The sequence below is a fragment of the Nonomuraea sp. NPDC049028 genome, from assembly GCF_043197735.1.
Taxonomy (GTDB): Bacteria; Actinomycetota; Actinomycetes; order Streptosporangiales; family Streptosporangiaceae; genus Nonomuraea.
On sequence record NZ_JBICTR010000001.1, the window covers coordinates 209,177 to 228,795 of the forward strand.

At 68.8% G+C, this 19,619-nt stretch carries 18 protein-coding genes and 1 pseudogene; 9 read left to right on the top strand and 10 right to left on the bottom strand.

Annotation, left to right across the window (positions count from 1 at the left end):
- Positions 1-220: 220 nt before the first annotated feature.
- A complete protein-coding gene (locus ACGFJ2_RS00920) occupies positions 221-1,252 on the bottom strand; it encodes a LacI family DNA-binding transcriptional regulator (RefSeq protein WP_393463403.1) in 1,032 nt (343 codons plus the stop codon).
- A 55-nt stretch (positions 1,253-1,307) separates the two neighbouring features.
- Positions 1,308-2,471, bottom strand: a complete 1,164-nt coding sequence (locus ACGFJ2_RS00925; protein WP_357941012.1) for an MFS transporter — start codon at positions 2,469-2,471, stop codon at positions 1,308-1,310.
- A 597-nt stretch (positions 2,472-3,068) separates the two neighbouring features.
- Between ACGFJ2_RS00925 and ACGFJ2_RS00930 the strand changes: the two genes are divergently transcribed.
- Positions 3,069-3,893: a patatin-like phospholipase family protein gene (locus tag ACGFJ2_RS00930; RefSeq protein ID WP_393463405.1), complete on the top strand. Its 825-nt coding sequence runs from the start codon at positions 3,069-3,071 to the stop codon at positions 3,891-3,893.
- Positions 3,894-4,086: 193 nt separating this feature from the next.
- Here ACGFJ2_RS00930 and msrB read toward each other — a convergent pair whose 3' ends face one another.
- Positions 4,087-4,488 carry a peptide-methionine (R)-S-oxide reductase MsrB gene (msrB, locus tag ACGFJ2_RS00935; RefSeq protein ID WP_225289313.1) on the bottom strand — a complete coding sequence of 134 codons (402 nt, stop codon included), beginning with the start codon at positions 4,486-4,488 and terminating at the stop codon, positions 4,087-4,089.
- 668 nt (positions 4,489-5,156) lie between these two features.
- Positions 5,157-5,942, bottom strand: coding sequence for a dihydropteroate synthase (gene folP, locus ACGFJ2_RS00940; protein WP_393463407.1), 786 nt, complete (start codon positions 5,940-5,942; stop codon positions 5,157-5,159).
- Between the two features lie 670 nt (positions 5,943-6,612).
- On the opposite strand from folP, the gene ligD reads away from it, so the two are divergent.
- Positions 6,613-7,620 (top strand): non-homologous end-joining DNA ligase, encoded by a 1,008-nt coding sequence (ligD, locus tag ACGFJ2_RS00945; protein WP_358549012.1) that lies wholly within the window; start codon positions 6,613-6,615, stop codon positions 7,618-7,620.
- Between the two features lie 30 nt (positions 7,621-7,650).
- Here the strand turns inward: ligD and ACGFJ2_RS00950 are convergent, their stop codons facing one another.
- Positions 7,651-8,502 carry an alpha/beta fold hydrolase gene (locus ACGFJ2_RS00950; RefSeq protein WP_393463409.1) on the bottom strand — a complete coding sequence of 284 codons (852 nt, stop codon included), beginning with the start codon at positions 8,500-8,502 and terminating at the stop codon, positions 7,651-7,653.
- Complete coding sequence (locus tag ACGFJ2_RS00955) at positions 8,477-8,965, bottom strand: hypothetical protein (RefSeq protein WP_393463411.1); 489 nt, start codon at positions 8,963-8,965, stop codon at positions 8,477-8,479. Before ACGFJ2_RS00955 ends, ACGFJ2_RS00950 begins: the two co-directional genes overlap by 26 nt.
- Positions 8,966-9,244: 279 nt before the next feature.
- Here ACGFJ2_RS00955 and ACGFJ2_RS00960 point away from each other — a divergent pair, with 279 nt between their 5' ends.
- Both ACGFJ2_RS00960 and ACGFJ2_RS00965 read left to right on the top strand, forming a co-directional pair.
- Positions 9,245-9,742 (top strand): hypothetical protein, encoded by a 498-nt coding sequence (locus tag ACGFJ2_RS00960; RefSeq protein WP_357941027.1) that lies wholly within the window; start codon positions 9,245-9,247, stop codon positions 9,740-9,742.
- A 36-nt stretch (positions 9,743-9,778) separates the two neighbouring features.
- Positions 9,779-10,453: a class F sortase gene (locus tag ACGFJ2_RS00965; RefSeq protein ID WP_393463413.1), complete on the top strand. Its 675-nt coding sequence runs from the start codon at positions 9,779-9,781 to the stop codon at positions 10,451-10,453.
- On the opposite strand, the gene ACGFJ2_RS00970 is transcribed toward ACGFJ2_RS00965, so the two are convergent.
- A complete protein-coding gene (locus ACGFJ2_RS00970) occupies positions 10,450-12,555 on the bottom strand; it encodes an acyl-CoA dehydrogenase (protein WP_393463415.1) in 2,106 nt (701 codons plus the stop codon). The two genes, ACGFJ2_RS00965 and ACGFJ2_RS00970, sit on opposite strands and share 4 nt — an antisense overlap.
- Positions 12,556-12,866: 311 nt before the next feature.
- On the opposite strand from ACGFJ2_RS00970, the gene nthB reads away from it, so the two are divergent.
- Together nthB and nthA are read left to right on the top strand one after the other, a co-directional pair.
- The gene (nthB, locus tag ACGFJ2_RS00975; RefSeq protein ID WP_393463417.1) at positions 12,867-13,532 is read left to right on the top strand and encodes a nitrile hydratase subunit beta; all 666 of its coding nucleotides are present in this window, start codon (positions 12,867-12,869) and stop codon (positions 13,530-13,532) included.
- Complete coding sequence (gene nthA / locus ACGFJ2_RS00980) at positions 13,529-14,254, top strand: nitrile hydratase subunit alpha (protein ID WP_393463419.1); 726 nt, start codon at positions 13,529-13,531, stop codon at positions 14,252-14,254. The genes nthB and nthA overlap by 4 nt, the downstream gene beginning before the upstream one ends.
- On the opposite strand, the pseudogene ACGFJ2_RS00985 reads toward nthA, so the two are convergent.
- Both ACGFJ2_RS00985 and ACGFJ2_RS00990 read right to left on the bottom strand, forming a co-directional pair.
- Positions 14,202-15,332: pseudogene (locus tag ACGFJ2_RS00985) on the bottom strand (TDT family transporter); the annotation flags it as partial. The gene nthA and the pseudogene ACGFJ2_RS00985 sit on opposite strands and share 53 nt — an antisense overlap.
- Positions 15,333-15,400: 68 nt before the next feature.
- Positions 15,401-16,399: a GlxA family transcriptional regulator gene (locus ACGFJ2_RS00990; RefSeq protein WP_357941040.1), complete on the bottom strand. Its 999-nt coding sequence runs from the start codon at positions 16,397-16,399 to the stop codon at positions 15,401-15,403.
- Positions 16,400-16,481: 82 nt separating this feature from the next.
- Here ACGFJ2_RS00990 and ACGFJ2_RS00995 point away from each other — a divergent pair, with 82 nt between their 5' ends.
- Entirely contained in the window at positions 16,482-16,943 is a 462-nt protein-coding gene (locus tag ACGFJ2_RS00995) for a winged helix-turn-helix transcriptional regulator (RefSeq protein WP_393463422.1), read from the top strand.
- On the opposite strand, the gene ACGFJ2_RS01000 is transcribed toward ACGFJ2_RS00995, so the two are convergent.
- The gene (locus ACGFJ2_RS01000; RefSeq protein WP_393463424.1) at positions 16,940-17,722 is read right to left on the bottom strand and encodes a CPBP family intramembrane glutamic endopeptidase; all 783 of its coding nucleotides are present in this window, start codon (positions 17,720-17,722) and stop codon (positions 16,940-16,942) included. The genes ACGFJ2_RS00995 and ACGFJ2_RS01000 overlap by 4 nt on opposite strands.
- Before the next feature lie 126 nt (positions 17,723-17,848).
- Here ACGFJ2_RS01000 and ACGFJ2_RS01005 point away from each other — a divergent pair, with 126 nt between their 5' ends.
- Together ACGFJ2_RS01005 and ACGFJ2_RS01010 are read left to right on the top strand one after the other, a co-directional pair.
- Positions 17,849-18,988 carry a sensor histidine kinase gene (locus tag ACGFJ2_RS01005; RefSeq protein WP_357941491.1) on the top strand — a complete coding sequence of 380 codons (1,140 nt, stop codon included), beginning with the start codon at positions 17,849-17,851 and terminating at the stop codon, positions 18,986-18,988.
- Complete coding sequence (locus ACGFJ2_RS01010) at positions 18,985-19,614, top strand: response regulator transcription factor (RefSeq protein WP_357941046.1); 630 nt, start codon at positions 18,985-18,987, stop codon at positions 19,612-19,614. The genes ACGFJ2_RS01005 and ACGFJ2_RS01010 overlap by 4 nt, the downstream gene beginning before the upstream one ends.
- Positions 19,615-19,619 lie beyond the last annotated feature (5 nt).

Consider the following 19,619-nt stretch of genomic DNA (forward strand, 5'->3'; position numbering starts at 1 on the left):
GGCTGCCGCCGAAGTGGGCACTCGGTCTGCGGGAGCAGGAGGCGATCAAGAGGACTTGAGTACTTCGGCATGTGCAACGTTCTACGCCGAGGACTGTAGGGAGCCGCCTCGTAGCCCGTCAAGAGTGCGGATGAAACCTGCTAGTAACTATCAAGAAAAGACAGAGGCGACTTCTTGTAGAACGTTGCCGCAAATCCTCTTGCCAGAGGAGCGTGGACGATCAGTGCTCGGCGGGAGCGGGACCACTGGTGGCGCGGGGGATGAGCCTCGGCGCGATGATGTAGTGCACCGGCCTAGGGCGGCCGCCGATGCGCTCCAGCAGAAGACGGGCGCTGATCGAACCGGTATGGCGCCCCGACTGATCGATGGTCGTCAGAGCGACACGACCGATCGTGGAGATGAAGGTGTTGTCATATCCGGTCACCGAAAGTCGGTCCGGCACGGTCAGACCTCGCTCCTCGGCGGCACGCAGGACGCCGAGCGCTGCGATGTCCGCGCCGGCGAACACCGCCGTGGGCGGTTCCGGCCCGGCCAGCGCCAGCAGCGCCGCCTCGTGGCCGCCCTCCTCGGAATAGGAGGTCTCGATCACGTCCGGGACGAGCCCGTGTCTCCTCATCGCGGCGACATAGCCTTCGCGTCGTGCGGTGTGCGCCAGCACGTGCGGCGGCGTCAGGCCGAGAGCGGAGTGACCGGTATGGACGATCCGGCGGTGACCGAGCCCCACGAGATGGTCGACCATCAGCCGCGCGCCCTCGTAGTCGTCGTCCACGATGGTGTCGAAGGTGTCCCCGCCGCCGTGCCGGGCGATGACGACCGTGGGGATCTTCGCGCCTAAGGCCTCCAGCCAGGAGGTCTCCACCCAAGGGGCGACCAGGATGAGGCCATCGACCTGCCGGTCGATGAGCGCCTCCACGCTGCCGCGCTGTCGTGCCTCGGATGGGCTCGCTCCGATGAGGATCTCCTGATAGGGGCTGGGCTCCAACTCCGCCCCGATCCCCGCGGAGATCTCCAGCTGAAAAGGGGAGCCCAGGTCCGCGATCAGCACGCCGATCGTGAAAGAGCGCCCCCGCATCGCCCGCGCCCCCGCGTGCGGGCGGTAGCCGAGCCTCTCGATGGCCTCGGTGACCTTCTGCCGCATCTGTGGACTGACCCCGTAGGCCTGGCGGAGTACCTTCGAGACGGCGGACATGGAGACCCCGGCCGCTTTCGCGACATCCTGGATCGTCACACGCCGGGTCTCGGGTTGGGTCACGGAGGGAGCCTACCCGAGCGTAGAACGTTCTCTCCGGCAGGGTTGGACGTTGCCGTCACGCCGGCCGTTCTCCGCCAGGAGGCACGACGAGCGCGCCCAGGAGTGCGATGACGGCGGCGGCCGGCAGGGCGGCATGCGAACCGAAACCGTCGACCAGCAGCCCCGCGAACAAGGTCCCCACGGCGTTTCCGATCGCCAGTGCGCTGCCCATCCAGCCGAACGCCTCCGTGGCGGATCCGGCGGGAACGAGCTCCGACAGCCGTTCGAACAGTCTGGACATGGTCGGCGCGACGGTGCCGCCCCAGAGAAACAGCACCACGCTGAGCACGCCCGTGTCAGGCGCCAAGGCCAGGACGAAGAGGCCCGTCGACACGAGCAGCAGCAGGTGTCGCAGGTGGATCGCGCGGCGGCGAACCGACCCGTAGAGCAGTCCACCCACCAGCGATCCGAGACTGCCGACGGCCATGACGAGGCCCGCGTCGGCTGAGACGCTCGCCCCGCTGACCAGCGCGGCGACCCCCAGGACCTGTGCGGCCAGCGCGCAGGTCAGCAGCGCGGTGCCGCCCAGCAGCCTGGCCAGACCCGGTATTCGCAGGACCGCGCCCAACCCGGCCCGTTCCTCTCGCGGCCTGTCGGCGGGCGGCCGGGACAGCTCGACGTTGCGATCCCGGGCATAGCCGACGGTTCCGGCGAGGACGAACGCCGCTGCCACGAAGATGGCCAGGCGGGGGCCTCCCAGGGAGGAGGCGAGCGCCGCGACAGGAGGGCCGAGGACGAACGTGATCTCCTGCGCCGTCGCCTCCATCGCGTAGGCGCTCCGTCGCCTGTCCGGGCCGACCAGGACGGGCAGCACGGCTCGGAGCGAGGCGGTCAAGGGCGGTGCCGACACTCCGACCAGGAAGGCGACCGCGATGAGCAACGGCGGGTTGTGCGGCACCAGCGCAAGGGCGCACGTCCCGCCGGCGTGGAGAACCGCGCTGATCTGCAGCACCCGGCGATGCCCTCTGGCGTCGGCCAGCCGGCTCAGCGCGGGACCCCCGATGAACGCCCCGGCTGTCGTGGCCGCCGAGACCGCGCTGAAGACCGCATAGCTCGACGTCTGGGTGATGAGCATCATCAGCGCGAGCCCGACCATGCCCTGAGGGAAACGGCCGATGATGGAGGTGCCGAACAGCCATGCGAACGACGGCACGCGAAACAGGTCCCGGAAGGCGGACATTCCTGGTCTTCCTCAAGTGGATGGCGCGGCCCGATGCCGAATCATCCGGGGCCCGCCCAGGACCGGTCTGGTACCGATGTGTAACGTTCTACGCCGGAGCGTAGAATCGTCCACCAAGACGTGTCAAATCCTTGGCTCAAGGCCTGGCAGACGGGGGCGCGCTGGTGCCGCGCGGCACGAGGCGCGGCACGATGACGTAGTGCACGGGCCTGGTGCGGCCTTCCAGTCTTTCGAGCAGCTTCCCAAGGTGCGGAGTAGAACGTTGCACACGCGCTTCCTCGGCTTCCACTCCGACGAGCGGGGCATCGAGGGTCCCTCCATGGGAGCCCTGCCGCGACGGGCGTCTTCTTCCGTCCCCCTGACGGGTGTGCCTCCGTGGGACCTTTGCCACGACGGACCGTCGTCTTTCGCTCCCCAGGAGGGGCAGGCCTCCTTTGGGACCCCAGCCACCACAGACCGCCGCAGGGATTGAGACGGTCGCGTGACGAACCATTCGGGAAACCATCGTGGTAACCCCGCTGTCCCCACCAGGAAGACGATCGGCTCGCGGCCGGTTGGGGATTACATCGTCTTCGATAGCGAGCGAGGGGCCTTCATATGAGCGAGATCAAGCGGGCACTGGTGATGGGCGGCGGCGGGGTCGCCGGGATCGCGTGGACCACCGGTGTGCTGGCCGGCCTGGCCGCCGGGGGAGTGGACGTGGCCGCCTCCGCCGACAAGGTCATCGGCACCTCGGCGGGGTCCGTCGTCGCCGCGCAGGTCACCAGCGGCCTGTCGCTGCCCGACCTCCTCGAACGCCAGACCAACCCCGCCCTCCAGGCCCCCGAACTCCCGAGCGGCGTCCCCATGGACCATCTGTGGGCGACCATGCAGGAGGTCTACGAGAGTACGGAGGATCCGGCCGAGCAGCGGCGCAGGTTCGGCGCGCTGGCCCTGGCCGCCGACACCGTCGGCGAGCCCGAACGCCGCCGGGTGATCGAGGCGCGCCTGCCCGTCCACACCTGGCCGGAACGCGACCTCGTCATCGTGGCCGTGGACGCGGTCACGGGCGAGCCCGCCCTGTTCGGGCCCGGCTCGGGCGTGGCGCTGGTCGACGCGGTCGCGGCGAGCTGCGCGATCCCGGTCGTCTGGCCGCCGGTGACGATCGACGGCGTGCGTTACATCGACGGCGGCATGCGCTCGATGAGCAACGCCGACCTCGCCTCCGGGTACGACCGGATCCTCATCCTCGCCCCGATGCCCGAACTCGGCCCCGAGCCCGCGGTGACGGGCGGGAAGGTCGAGGTGATCGAGCCCGACGAGGCGTCACAGGCGGCGGTTGGCGCCGACCCTCTCGACCCCGCCGTGCGGGGCGCCAGCGCCGAGGCCGGCTACGCCCAGGGCACCGCCCTCGTCGCCCACGTGGCGGCGCTGTGGACATGACCGAACTCGTGCTCGTCCCTGGTCGCAGGGAGAGCTAGCGCACGCGCGTGCGGGTCTTGAAGCACACTTCGCACCGCTGGGTCACGACGCGGCCGATGGCCTCGATCGTGTGCCAGCGGTGACGAAGATGAACAAGATTCACAGCGGAGTACTTACCCGCTCCACGCGCTCGATACGCGGTGTCGCCGGTCGTTCACGCGCTGGGTTCGAGCCGCAAGGACACGGAGTTGATGCAATAACGGTCGTCCGTGGGCGTGGCGTACCCCTCGCCGTGGAAGACGTGCCCCAGATGAGAGTCGCACCGCGCGCAGCGCACCTCGGTACGCACCATGCCGTGGCTGGCGTCCTCGATCAGCCGCACCGCGTCCGAATCCGACGGCTGGAAGAAGCTCGGCCACCCGCAGTGCGACTCGAACTTCGTGTCCGACCGGAACAGTTCGGCCCCGCACGCCCGGCAGGAGTAGACCCCCTCGGTCTTGGTATCGACGTACTCGCCGGTAAACGGACGCTCGGTGCCCGCCTCCCTGAGGACGTGGAACTCGTCGGGAGAGAGCTGGATCCGCCACTCGGCATCGCTCTTGACCACCTTTTCCATGCTTCCAGCGTACGAGATCCGGCAAAAAGAGATCTCCATTGGGTGAAGCATCCCTTCTGGGGCCAATTTGCGTCTTTGACGACAAGGGGGTGTCATCACCTCCTGCCCAGAGGTGAGATCACTCGCCGGATCGCCTGCGCGGCACAGCCCACGCCCGTGCTGGCGCCGCCGGCGATCCGAAGACCGGCCGGGTGGCGCGCCAGCGCCCGGAACGGTGGCGAGTGATCTTTTGGTCCGTCCCGTCGAGCGCCGGTCCCGCCACCGCGCCCGCTCCGGGCCGGACCACCTCATACCACCATCAACATCATTGGTCTCTTTACGGCACCCACGGTCAGCCCCAGTCGCCGTAAAGGGCGGGGGTCCCTGGCACACGTACGGCGTAACCGAGATGTGGTCGAACGTGACCGGCGCGAACGGCATCGTGGTAGCGCGCCCTGGAGCAAGTTTCCCGAGCTGAGCACCGCCGCGTCATCTCGCTTTTAAGGCTTTTTGGGAGACCCCACGGGCTGGGCGCCGCACTGCGTGCCGTTGGCCCGCTGGACTCGCCGAGCCCACGCACCGGCCGCGCACCTCAGCAAGCGTCCGCCAAGTCGCCGGCCCAACTCGCCGGACGCTCGCCCTTCGGGCGCTACGCATTGGCCGGACGGCTTGGCTCCCATCGCACAGATTTACGCCAAACCGAGCAGTGATTCCGCCGCTCTCATCGCAGTGACATTCCCGGCGACATCATGAACTCGCACGACCCGCGCGCCCTGATGAACGCACATCGTGTTCGCCGCGATCGTTCCTGCCTTCAGCGCTTCGCTGTCTCGTTCCACCCCGAGGCTTTCCCGAATGAAATGCTTGTTGCTGCACGCCACGAGTACGGGATATCCGATCGCCGCGATCTCTCCCAGGCGGCGGGTTATCGCGTTCGAGTGCTCGGTGTTCTTGTTCAGGTCGTGCCCCGGATCGATGAAGATCTTCTCCGGTCTGATGCCATGTCCAACCGCGGCGTCCGCCCGTTGACGAAGGAATTCTGTCACCTCGCTGACGACATCCTCATATCGGGGGCTCGCTACCACCTCGCCCGGCCCGCCGATGCTGTGGGTAATGACAACGCTCATCCCTGTCTCGGCGATCAGGCTCGCCATCCCCGGCGAACGGAGCCCGTTTGTGTCATTGATCACATCGGCCCCCGCTTTGTAGGCCGCCTCCGCGACCTCCGGCAGGTGAGTGTCCACGCTGATCACGGCGTCGCTCTTCTCCCGAATGCCCTTGATTACCGGCACCACTCGGTCTATCTCTTCCGCCCCCGACAACGGTGGCTGATCAGAGCGGAAAGCCCGGCCCCCTACATCAAGCCATTCCGCGCCATCCCGTAGCGCCCGCTCCGCCGTCGCAATCGTCTCGCCAAGCTCCATCGACCGATTCGGATCCAGGCCCGAGTTGGGGGTGCGATTCACAATGCCCATCACGACTATGTGTCGTGCTAGATCGAATTCTCGCCGTCCCACTCTCCGTATCGGCGCGATCAGCTTGGGGTGGTACATCTGCATTACGTTCAACTCCGTCTGAAAGAATGATCAGCGCAGCGCCATGAAGAGGCCGATAGATCCCGGTTCGATCAAAACCACGTCGCCTGCTGCCAGCCTTTCGTCATTGCTCGCCTCAGTCCCTAAGTCACTCGCGGTCATACTCCAGCGCAGCCGGGTGCCGTCCGTGGATCTCCACCACCATAACTTCAACATGTGGATCTCCGTAGTGCGTCGGAGACCCAGGTGTCAACGATGATCGTCAGTTTTAGACCGCCGCCTTCCCCTACGCCTCGTGGGACGCGACCGGCGCGCTGCAGGTGGGCCGTGTCCAGTGGCACAACACCTTCATCGAGAACTTCGCCGGTGACATCGACGAGCTGAAGGTGTGGAACCGGGAGTTGTTCGACGACCCGCGCACGGTCAACGATCCCGCGCGGCTGGCCGCCGCTGAAGATCGTGATCGGCTCGACCGGAGGAGCGTTTCCCTGAACAGGCCCCGGCCCGGTGTGGGTGGGTGGGGCTCACCGTGCCTGCCGTACAAGATCGTCAAGAGAATGAGGTACGGCGCGCAGGCGATCTCCACCGGAGGCGCGTTAGGTTGGGGGGCATGGCGTCACCGTTTGTTGAGATTGAGGTGGGGGAGCGGACCGTTAAGGTCACAAATCCCGACAAGGTGTATTTCCCGGAGATCGGGGCGACCAAGCGCGAGCTGGTCGAGTACTACGTGAGCGTCGGCGACGGCGCGTTGCGGTCGCTCAAGGATCGGCCGACCAACCTGAAACGTCACCCCGACGGCGTGCACAGCCCGGCGATCTACCAGAAGCGGATGCCGCCCAAGCATCCCGACTGGCTCGAGACCGTGACCGTCACGTTCCCCAGCGGGCGCAAGGCCGACTCCCTGCGCGTCACCGAGGTGGCCGCCATCGCCTACTGCGCCAACCTCGGCACCATCGACTTCCACCCCTGGCAGGTGCGCGCCGCCGACACCGAGCACCCCGACGAGCTGCGCATCGACCTCGATCCGCAGCCCGGCCTGGAGTTCGACGCCGCGCGGAAGGCCGCGTTCCTGACCCGCGAGGTGCTGGACGAGCTGGGGATGACCGGGTTCGTGAAGACCTCGGGCAACCGCGGCGTGCACATCGCCGTGCGGATCGAGCCGCGCTGGGACTTCGTTCAGGTACGGTACGCGGGCATCGCCCTGGCCAGAGCCATCGAGGCTCGGGACCCCGGCCTGGTCACGACCGCCTGGTGGAAGGAGGAACGCGGCGAACGGGTCTTCATCGACTTCAACCAGAACGCCCGCGACCGCACCATAGCCAGTGCTTACTCCGTCAGAGCCAGGCCGGACGCCACCGTCTCCACCCCGCTCACCTGGGACGAGCTGGCGGACGCCGACCCGCGCGACTTCGACATCCGCACGGTCCCGGCCCGCTTCGCCAAGCTGGGCGACGTCCACGCCGCCATCGACGACCAGGCGTACTCGATTGAAGCCCTGCTCGACCGCTACGAAAGCGACGAACGCGGCGACATGCCCTATCCCCCGAACTACCCGAAGATGCCCGGCGAGCCCAAGCGCGTACAGCCGAGCAAGGCCAGGGACAGCGAGCAAGACTGATCTGCCGGCGCGAGCACGGGGCATTCGGATTCACGCTGATGAGGCGCTGCCCGGGCTGTTCGCCGTGAGGAAGTCCGTTACGAGCGCGGCGACCGCCTTCGGCTGCTCGGCGAGCATATTGTGGCTGGCATCCAGCTCTTTGACCTGAATATTGGACGGCACGTCAGCGAGGTCCCGGCGCACCCCCCTTCTGAAGGCTTCCATCAATTCCCCGCCCGACATCCCCGGCGGGTCCTGGGTCGGAATCACCACCAGCGCGGCACAGGTGACCTGACGCAGCAGCGGAATCGTGTCGCGGAACTCCGGCGTGTATCGCACCGCTTCGAGGAGCTCCGCGCCAGGCCGGGCGTATGCGTTCCCGCCCTTCTCGGTGAGAGCTCTCTTGGGGAACATCCCTTGGAACTCGGCGGGTAGCGGCTGACCCATGTTCGCGGCCTGCGCGTCGAACATGGCCTTGAGTTTCGCCAGCTCTTGGTCCCTCTCAGCCGGATCCATCCCCGGATAGTTGTCCGGGTCGTTCTCAGCTGACCGCAATCCGTCCAGGTTGACGATGCCAGGGCATTCGGGATGGCGCCGGGCCCAAAGCACGGCGAGCATTCCGCCCAGCGAGTGCCCGACGATTGCCGGGTTGCCGAGGTCGAAATGCCGCACCACGGCCTCGATGTCGTCCAGGACTCTTTCCCACTCCCACGGCCCGTCTCCGGACAGGCCGTGGCCCCGCAAGTCCATGGCCACGGCCCGGTGGTCGCCGAGTTCCAGCCCGTCCCAGGCTTCCAGGGTGCCGCCGAGCCCGTGGAGAAGAAGCACGGGTTCGCCGTCCCCGCCCAAGTCCCGCGCGGCGAGGGGTATTTCGTGTTCAGTGATGGTCACGTCGTGCGGCATAACGCTCCTGAGGTTGGTTCAGTCGTTCGTGTATGGATTCTGTGGTCACCCCGCCGTCGGGATGGCGGTCGAGCTTCGCGCGTTTGACGAGGTCGTGAACGCCCTGCCGGGTGATGCCGAGCATCGCCCCCGCCGTGGCGAACGGCACCGCGACCTTGCCCGGGTGGCCCACACGTCTGGCCACCGTCCGGCCAAAGGCCGTGCGCCACCACTCGTCGGGTGGATCGAACGGACCGTCTCCGGGAAAGACCGCCGCGATCAGCCGCGCTGCCGTATGAACCGCGAGCCGGTCGTCGGGTCCCAGCAACTGCGCGGCCCAAACCTCGGCCTCGATCCGCAATCGACCTCTGACCGGACCCACCTGTTCGTCCGAGCCGAACAGGATCTCCAACGGATCGACGATCCGCCGCTCGATCAGTCTGACCAGCTCACCAGCCAACGCGACGTGCTCGCCCGTACTCACTTGACGAACAATAGCAAGTACTTGCTCTCGTTCGTCAAGTATCAATCGCGAAGCCGCTTCCGCTCGTTGATCCGGCGGATATGAGCGCGGTGGGCGCGGTCGTGGTCCCGTTCGGGCTGCGGTCACTGCCTGTAGGTCGCTCCTGCGGTTTTACTGGGAGAGAGAAAACGCAGAGTAAGTGACTGATTTCACTTCGGTCACATTACTTGACTCTTGGTCTAATAATTCGCAAGGCTCTCTTTCAATCTCGGGGCGTGACAACCGATTCGGAGCCTTGTAATGACAAGAGCGCGACGTCTCGCAGCCGCCGGAGCCTTGGCGGCCTTCGTGGTCGGGGGCGTGAGCATGGTGGCGGGCATCGGAACCGCTTCGGCCACCACGCAGGACGAGCCGAACGCGGGCGCCACCTGCCTGCTGCCCATCCTGCCGTGCGAGGTCCAGCCGTCGCTCGCGGTGCCCGACCTGCCCATCCCCAACCCGCTCGACAGCTGGTCCAGCGCGCCCACGACGGACGACTCGTGGTCGCCGCCGCCCGATGAGCCGGCGCCCTCGAAGGAGCCCGACCGGCCGTGGAAACCGGCCGACGAAGAAGAGCACCGGATGCCGCAGGGCCATCCCGAGACGGGCGGTGGCGGGCTGGTGCCTGAGCCGCCGGTGTGGCCGTTCGCGGCGGGTGGGGTCGCGCTGCTGGCCGGGGCCGGGCTGACCGGGTTCGCCGTGCGGCGCGGCAAGGGCGACACGGACGCGGAGGAGATCGCGCAGGCCGCCCAACGCTGAAGCGGCCGATGGCATGGGAAGCGGGGCGGTGAGACGGTGGCTGGCTCGAAGCTGATCTGGGCCGGGGCGGGTGTGGTGTCGCTGGCCGGGGTGCTGCTGATCGGGTTCGGGATCAACGGCATGCTCGGCGACGGCGCGTCCGAATCCGTGGCGGCCGCCGGACCCCAGGTGCCCCACGCGCTCAAGGCCACCAGCCTGCCGTCCCTGAACGTGCCGCTCGACAAGGTCGCCAAGCCGATGAAGGCCGCGCGGCCCACGGCCGTCTACATCCCCTCGATCGGCGTGTCGGCGCCGCTCATGGAACTCGGCCTCGACGCCGCCGGGGCCATCCAGAACCCGCCCTTCGACCCGCCGAACCTCGCCGGCTGGTACCGCTACGGCGCCGTCCCCGGCGGGCGCGGCGCCGCCGTGATCACCGGCCATCTCGACACGAAGAGCGGCCCGGCCGTGTTCGCGAGGCTCAAGAACGTCAAGCGCGGCGAGCAGGTGCAGGTGCTGCGGGCCGACCGGTCCGTGGCCGTGTTCGTGGTGGACCGGGTCGAGCACACGCCGAAGAAGAGCTTCCCCACCAAGAAGGTGTACGGGAAGATCGACTATCCGGGGCTACGGCTGGTGACCTGCGGGGGGACCTTTGACCGGCAGGCCCACAGCTATCGCGACAACACCATCGTGTTCGCCCACCTCGCGGCGCCGTACCATCTCAAAAGCTAAGGATCGCGGGGCAGGCCGAGGGCGCGTTCGGCGATGATGTTCAGCTGGACCTCGGCGGTGCCGCCGCCGATGGTGAACGCCCTGGTGGTCAGGATCGTCCGTGACCAGCGGGCGTTCGACGGGTCGAGTGACCAGCAGTATTCGGAGACGGCCTGGGCGTGGCGCATGCCGAGGAGTTTGCGCACGCTGGGGGCCGTACCCGGGTCGGTGCCCGAGAGCTGGGAGAGCGTCACGCGCAGGCCGAGCGCCGAGATGGCCTGGCCTTCCGCCCAGAGGCGGCCCGCCTGTTCGCGCTGGGACTGCCGCAGGTCGGGCAGCTTGCCGACGAGTTCGATCATGTCGGTGTGCTGGGAGCCGGGGCCCCAGGAGTCGCCGAGCGCGACCCGTTCATGCGAGAGCGTGTCGCGGGCCACGCGCCAGCCGCCATCGACCTCGCCGACCACCAGGTCATCGGGTACGAACACGTCATCCAGGAACACCTCGTTGAAGATCTCCTCGCCGTTGATCTCCTTGAGCGGCCTGATGGTGATGCCCGGCGTGGCCATGTCCACCAGGAAGTAGGTGATGCCCTCATGCTTGGGTTTTGAGGGGGAAGTCCTCGCTAGACATATCCCGAAATGTGCGTACTGGGCGAGGGATGTCCAGATCTTCTGGCCCGTCAGGGACCAGCCGCCCTCCACCCGGGTCGCCTTCGTCGACAGGCCCGCCAGGTCGGAGCCCGCGCCCGGCTCGCTGAAGAGCTGGCACCACACGATCTCGCCGGCGAACGTCCTGGGCAGGAAGCGTTCGGCCTGCTCGGGGGTGCCGTACTTGACGATGGAGGGCACGGCCCACGCCGCTATGCCAAGGTTCGGTCGGCCGAGGTCGCGGAACTCCTGGTGGATGATCACCTGCTCCAGCGGTGACGCGGCCCGGCCCCACGGCTTCGGGAGGTAGGGCATGATCCACCCTTCCCGGGCGAACCTCCCCAGCCTGGCCTCTCGCTCCAACGCCCGCAGAGACGCCGCCTCGGCCCAGATCGTGTCGCGTACCTTCGCCGCCTCCTCGGGCAGATCAGGCTCCATGCGCCGCCGCACCCCCGCGGCGGCCAACTCGGCCACCTTCTCGGCCCACACGCCCGGATCGTTGGCCAGCATCCTGTCGGACAGGGCCCGGCGGTAGTAGCGATGCGCGTCGTGCTCGTAGGTGTAGCCGATGCCGCCGAGGACCTGGATCGCATCGGCGGTACACCGTACGGCCGCATCGGGCCCCAGCACCGCCGCCACCCCGACCGTCAGCCGCGCCTCATCGCCGACCATCCACGGTCCGGTACGACTCGCGGCCGATCCGACCGTGACCCGCGTACGGCCGAGGGTCGGCGCGGCGGGGACCGCCTCGTCCAGAGCCCTGGCCGCGTCCCAGACGGCGGCGCGTGCCTGCTCCAGCGCCACCAGCGCCGCCGCCACCCGGTGCTTGACCCCCTGGAACTGCCCGATCGGCCGCCCGAACTGCTCGCGCACCTTGGCGTACTCGGCGGCCGTCGCCACGGCCCACGCCGCCACTCCGCACGAGTCCGCGCCCAGCAGCACGGCGGCCACCTCGCGCACCGGCACGACACCGAGCGGCCGCTTCCGCGTCCCGGTGAACCCCACGATCGAGCACACGGCCCGGTCGAGGTCCACGCTCTCGAACGGCTCGGCGGTGACGTCCTGCCACTCGAACAGCGACCACTCCCCGTCCCCGATCGGCAGCAGGAAGACGTCGGCCTTGGGGGAGCCCAGGGCGAGCAGCGTGTCGCCGTCGGCCGTACCGTGCAGGGCGACCGCCGCGCTGAGCGACCCGTCGGCGAGGCCTCCGAGCAGGTCCTTCGGCCCCCGGGACCGCGCGAGCACCGCCGAGGCGAGCACGGTCGGCAGGTAGGCGCCGGGCACACGCCGCTCACCGAGCACCTCCAGCGCCACGGCCAGCTCCAGCAGCCCGTAGCCCTGACCGCCGTACTCCTCGGGCAGGTGCAGCCCGAGCACACCCTGCTCGGCCAGCGCCCGGTGGCTGGTGTCCCGCTCGGCCTGCCCGCGTACGGAGGCGGCCAGCGCCCGGTGTTCCTCGGTCAGCCCGATCCCCATGCGACCGAATCTAGAAGCCCGGTGTGTCGATCTCCAGAGGTCAGAGGCAACGGATCACGCACAGTCGGCGTCGCGCTACGCCGGCCGCCGCATCGGTGAACAACCCCTGTGCGCGGCCGCCGGCCTGGTGGCCGCCCTCACCGCCGCCCCGCCGGCATCGGCATCGGCGAGAAGGTCGGTGACAACAGCGTCGTCTGCGTCTACGTCCACACCGTCCCCGCCGGAGAGACCGAAAGGGCGGCTCACCTTCCACATCACCCGCTGACCGCCTGGGTATATGTCCCGCTATGTAGGTATATGGGGGTGATTGCGTGGATGGGATCGCCGATATGGGGGGCACCGAGGGCTGGGGACCCACCCATCCGCCGAGAGGCGATGAGCCGGTCTTCAAGGAGCCCTGGCAGGGGAGGGCGTTCGCGCTGACGCTGCTGTCCATCCGGGTGTCCGGGCGAAACGTGGACGCCTTCCGGCATGCGCAAGAGCGCCTGGGCCGAGCCGCCTACCTCGACGACGGCTACTTCGGCCGCTGGCTCAACGCCTCGGAGCTGATGCTCACCGACAGCGCCATCCTCGCGCCGGCCGCGATCGACGCCCGCGCTCGCAACCTGCGCGGCGAACACGTTGAGGAACCACCGATCCCCGAACCCGCGAAGCCCGACTACACGCCGACCGCTGCGGGCTCGCTCCGTTCGGTGGACGTCCCGCCGGCCTTCGCCGTCGGCGAGCGGGTACGCGCCAAGGACATGTCACCGCCCGGGCACACCAGGTTGCCGGCGTACGTACGCGGACATACCGGCGTTGTCGAGTTCATCCAGCCCGCCGCGCTGCTGCCGGACACCAACGCGCACTTCCTGGGCGAGAACCCCCAGCACGTCTATTCGGTGCGCTTCGACTCACGGGAGTTGTGGGGCGCCGACGCCGAACCCTTCACGCTCACCGCGGAGCTGTACGAGAGCTACCTGGAGGCACTCTCATGACCACCGGCGGACGTCTCCCCGCGGCGCTGCGTACCGAAGCGCTCGAGCAACTGCTCACCGAGCGGGGCCTGATCGACCCGAAGGCGATGGACGGGATCATCGCCAACTACGAGACCAGCGTGGGCCCGCTCAATGGCGCCAAGGTGGTCGCCAAGGCGTGGACCGACCCGCGGTACCGGCGACGGCTGCTCGCCGATGGCACCGCGGCCATCAAGGAGCTGGGCTTCGGCGGGCCGCAGGGCGAGCACATCGTCGTCGTGGAGAACACCGCGACCACCCACAACGTGGTGGTCTGCACGTTGTGCTCGTGTTACCCGTGGCCGGTGCTCGGCCTGCCGCCGAGCTGGTACAAGGATCCGGCCTACCGGGCGCGCATGGTCAAAGAGCCGCGTACGGTGCTGTCGGAGATGGGGCTCGAACTCGCCGAGGACGTACGGATCACCGTCCGCGACTCCACCAGCGAAGTGCGCTGGCTGGTGCTGCCCGAACGCCCGGCCGGCACCGAGCACCTGTCGGAGGAACAGCTCGTGCCGCTGGTGACCCGATCACGGTCACCCGTGATCACGCCCGCCTCTCCGGCCTGCCCGCGTGCGCGGCGGCGTGGCGCAGTGAGCGGCAGGCCACCACGACCCACGCGGCGACGAGTAGCGCGTAGAGGACGATGGCGACCCAGACGAAGATCTGCGAGCCGGTACGGGCAGCGAGGGCACCGGTGCCGGTGACGCAGGCACCGAGCGGGAAGATGAAAGACCACCAGGTGACGGCGAAGGGCAGCCCCGCTCGGAACTCCCGTACGGTCAGCGCCGCGGCGAGCGCGAGCCACAGCATGGCGAAGCCCCACACCCCGACTCCGCACAGCAGCGCGACGACCTCCGCGCCGTGCGCGTACGACGCGGGCAGCGCGCTCGGCGTTGCGGCGGCCAGCGCCCCCAGCCCTGTCACGATCTGGCCCAGCGCCCCCAGGCCGATCCACACCGTGGGGACCATCGCACCAGTGGGCGCGTCATGGTGCACCAGACGGCTGTAGACCATGGCCAGCACCAGCAGTACCGCCACCAGGCCGAGCCCGAACATCGCGTAGCAGCCCAGCAGCAGGGCCAGCCGCGCCTGCCCGGCAGGCGTGTGCGGGACGAGCAGCGCGCCCGTCGTGGCCGAGACCAACGGTGGTACCACCGGCATCAGCCAGCCACCGAACGCCGCGTCCGGTGCGAAGCGGTGCCGGGTGACCATCAGGTACGGCACCGTACAGGCAGTGGCGAGACCGAGTGCGGTGCCGAGCGACCACAGCGCCCAGTCCACCTCCAGCGCGGCCCGCGCCCCGATCACCGGCTGACCGAGTCGCAGTGCCCCGGCACCTACCGTGAGCAGCGCCACGGCCGGCGCGCCGAAGAATTGAGCGTGCACCGGATCCGCGGCGTGCAGGCGCAGCGCCCGCTGCCAGACGTAGCCGACCGTCAGCACGACGAGCAGCAGGCCGGCCCCCGACCAGACCACCGTGGCGGCGACCAGCAGCCCAGGAAAGCTTCGGGGCAGGGTGACCGCCGCGTTGGCGACGATACCGGTGCCCATGACGGCCGCGAACCAGCTGGGGGCGAGCAGCGCACGACCTATGGGCGGCGGGGAGAGCCCCGGGTCCACGTCGCCCTCGGCAGGGATGGCTCGGGCATTGCCGGGGTGGGGTGTCACGGCGTAGAACGCCTCTTTCTCCGTCTGGGGAATCACCGTCGTGAACCGGCCGGACCGGAGGGTCCCAGACCAGCACATCGCGGGCCGCGGCCAAGTCCGTCGGCCCGTTGGCATCACGGTATGGCGGCCGCTCGTCCCGGGCGGATAGCAGCGTGTGCCACAACGCCCTCACATCAGGACATTCAACGGAGCGGGTCCGCCACTCCGGTGGTGTGGAAACGCGCCCGGAACACGCCTGGAGTCACCTTGAGATTGCGTACGAACGCTCTGCGTAGTGACTCCGCGGAGCCGAACCCGGTGCGGCGGGCGATCACCGCCATGGGATCGTCGCCGGTCTCCAGCATCGCCTGCGCCGCTTCCAGCCGGATCTGCTCCACGTACCGGGCCGGTGTCGTGCCCATCTCGTCGTAGAAGAGCCGGGTCACGTGGCGGGAGCTGATGCCGGCTCTGCGCGCCATGGTGGACAGCGTGTGGGTGGCGCCGGGATCTTCCACGACGGCGTCGAGCACCCGGCGGAGCATCTCCTGGCGAGTGTGCGGAGCACGGGCGCGCACGCTGAACTGGGACTGCCCGCCGGGCCGTTGCATGAAGACCACCATGTCCTTGGCCACCGCGCGGGCCACTTCGGCTCCACAGTGCTGTTCCACGAGAGCCAGTGAGAGGTCGATGCCCGCGCTCACCCCGGCCGAGGTCATCACCTTCCCGTCCTGGACGAAGATCGCGTCGGACTCGACCTGGACGGCGGGGAAACGCAGGGCGAGATCCCGTGAGTGGCGCCAGTGGGTGGCGGCGCGACGGCCGTCCAGGAGGCCGGCGGCGGCCAGCAGGAAGGCGCCGGTGCAGACGGAAACAGTGCGACGAGAGTTCGCGTCGAGCCTGCGCACCATGTCCAGCAGCGCGTCGTCCTTGATCAGCTGGTCCCAGCCCGGACCTCCGGGTATCACCAGGACGTCGCTGGTCTCGTGCGCGTCCTTGACGGCCATGTCGACGCTGAGCCGGGTGCCTGCCGAGGTCGTCACCTCGTTGCCGTCGGCCGACACGAGGTTCAGCCGGTAGTGGCCGCCGAATTCGTTCGCCGAAGTGAACACCTCGATCGGACCGGTCACGTCCAGCAGCCGGGCTCCAGGAAAGACGAAGATCGTGACGAGGAGTGGGCCGGTTCCGGCGTGTCTGGGGTTCATCGAATGCCCTCCGGACCTGCGATGCGGTGCCGCCGATGTTAGGCGTAGTGAGTTCGCAAAACAAACCGACTAGGCTCGCGGTGTGACCGATGTCCAGCCACGTGCCTGCCCTATCGCCGGGACCCTCGACCTGGTAGGGGAGCGCTGGTCGCTCCTGGTATTGCGTGAGGTGTTCATGGGCGTCCGGCGCTACGCCGACATCCGCGCCAACACCGGAGTGCCCCGGGACGTTCTCACCAAGCGACTGAGGTCACTGGAGGCCGCGGAGATCCTGGAGCGCCGCCCGTATCAGGACCGCCCTCCCCGCTCCGAGTACCACCTGACGGCAGCGGGGCAGGCGCTGGAGCCGGTGCTGATCGGGCTCCGGGAATGGGGCATCCGGCACCTGCGGAACCCGCCGCCCGCACCGCGGTTCCTGCACACGTGCGGTGCCGAGGTGCAGACGCGGATCGTCTGCGCGGAGTGCGGCGAACCTCTTGAGGGAGGTGGATTGGTGAAGGTGCCGCAGGAGCCGGACCGTCCCCGTGCAATCGGGCGCCTCTAGGAAAGGGCGTCCGATCCCGCCCGCGCAGGACCGGACACCCGGTCGCGGCCGCTCGGGAATCTGAGCACCAAGACGGCGGTCAGGACGAGAGCGGCGGTCTGAAGGGCGAGTTGCACCCCATAGTTGATCTCTTGGGTGGGGAACGCGCCGCTGCTCAGGTAGATCGAGGTATGTACGCCCACAGCCATCCACACCGCTCCCGTTCGCGCCCGGGCCGCCCCGCACAGCAGCCCGAGCGCGGTGGCCTGTACGACATAGAGGATCTTCTCCGCGATCCCCGAGGCGGGGCTGCTCGACAGGATGTGGATCGCGCCGAATGACAGCGTGGTGATCGCCAGAACGGCGCGGGGGCTGAGCCGGTCGGACAGCGTGTCGTACAGATGGCCGCGGAACAGCAGTTCCTCCGGGAACGAGGCTCTCAGCATGATCAGGACGATGGCGACAGGGAGCATGAGGGGCGACTCGATCGCCGGCGGTTGCCACGTCGCCGCGCCCGCCCAGACGGAGACCGCGTTGGCCGCGAGCAGGGCGGCCAGGCCCACCGCCATGCCGAGCAGCGCCTGAGGCAGGGCCCGCCAGGTCAAGGTCATCCCGAGGCCGGACCACGGGCGGTGGCTCACGAAGCGCCGATAGACGTACAGGAGGAGGAGCACCAGCACCGTGATCAACGGCGCCAGGGCTCGGGAGCCGTCGAACAGGACGTTGCTGATCGCGATGACTCCGAACGTGGCCGCGAACAGCATCGCGATCGTGACAAGAACAGCACCGAGGATTCGCATGGCGGCACGCTAAAGCGCACTCGTCAGCGCGCACATCGAGCATGGGGTAGATCCGGGCGTGACCGAAGTACCGTGTCGCTGGGGGGATGTCCGGGGGCGGGTAGCCGCGTAGGGTCCCCAGATGTGATGTTTCGCGACCCCGGTCGGCCTGCCCTGCTGTCGGTGGTGTTCTGGTCGGTCTTCGCGACGGTCCTGGTCGGCGGCGTCGGATCCTCAGTCGGACCCGCCATCGGATCCCCAGTCGCATGGCCGCGCCTCGGGGTCTTCGCCGCCCTGATGGCGCTGGTGGCGGTGCTCTGGCTGATCATGCCATGGAGCCCCGACGCGAGCCCCGTGCGCAAGCTGGCCGCCCCGGGGCTCCTGGTGGCGATCTTGTTCGTCGGTCAGTTCCTGAGCGGGTGGCACACCGCGCTGGTGTTCGTCGCGATGGTGAACCTCGCCTTCGTGTACGACATGCGCCGCGCCATCGTGATCACGGCGATCTACCTGCTCTCCGTGGGCGGGTTCATCCTGGTGCTGCTCGGCGCCACCTGGCGTGAAGCGCTCGACCAGGTCATGCCGATGACGCTGCTCGCCGTCTTCTCGCTGGCCATGACCTCCGCCCTGCTCGAGGCCGGGCGGCAGCGCGCGGCGGCGCAGCGGCTGATCGAGCGGATCAGGGAGCTGGCGGTGGCCGAGGAACGCGCCCGGATGGCCAGGGACATGCACGACTCGATCGGGCACCAGCTCACCGTGATCAAGATCAACCTGGAGAACGCCGAACGCTACCGGGAACGGCGTCCGGAACTGATCTGGGAGGAGGTACGCCAGGCCAAGGAGATGACCGTGCGGGCGCTGGCCGAGGCGCGGCGCTGGGTGCGCGCGCTGCGCCCCCTCGCGCTGGACGGCCGGCTCGGCAGCGCCGCGCTCGGCCAGCTGGCCCGGTCCTTCGAGGGCACCGGCATCGAGGTCGGCTTCACGGTCGACGGGCACGAACGCCGCATCGACCCCGACTCCGAGCTGGTCCTCTACCGCGTACTCCAGGAAGGGCTCACCAACGCGCTGCGGCACGCCGAAGCCCGCCGGGTGCGTGCCCACCTGAACTTCGGCGAGGATCGGGTGGTGCTGACGATCGACGATGACGGCAAGGGCGCGGCGCGCGCGGCCGGGTTCGGCCTGTCCTCGCTGGCCGAGCGGGTGCGGTCGGTCGGCGGTAGCTTCCTGGCGGCCAACGCCCGCGACGGCGGGTTCGAGCTGCGGGCCGAGGTGCCGGTGGCCCGGCCATGATCCGCGTACTGCTCGTGGACGACCAGGAGCTCATGCGCCGCGGACTGCGCAAACTGCTGGAGATCGAGGACGGGATCGAGGTGGTGGGCGAGGCCGCCGACGGCAGGGAGGCACTGGCCGCCGTGCCGGGTTGCGCCCCCGATGTGGTGCTCGTCGACGCCAGGATGCCGCGGATGGACGGGGTCGAGCTGACCGCCCGGCTCGCCGCCGAACACCCGAGCGTCGCCGCGCTGGTGCTCAGCACCTTCGAGGAGGACGCGTACATCTTCGGCACCCTGCGCGCCGGAGCCTGCGGCTACCTGCTGAAGGACTGCTCGCCCGAGGAGCTGATCGACGGCATCCGCAAGGCGTACGAGGGCGAGACCGTGCTCGACGGGCCCGTGGCCGCCCGGCTCGTGGCCGAGCTGCGCGGGCAGCCGCGCGAACCGAGCCGCTTTCGCGGCCAGGAACTCCTGTCGAGCCGGGAACTCGAGGTGGCCAGGATGATCGCCGTGGGTGCGACCAACCGGGAGATCGCCGCCCGGCTGTTCATCACCGAGGGGACGGTGAAGAACCACGTGTCGAGCATGCTGCGCAAACTGGGACTACGCGACCGCACCCAACTCGCCCTGCACCTGTCCAGGTAGTAAGG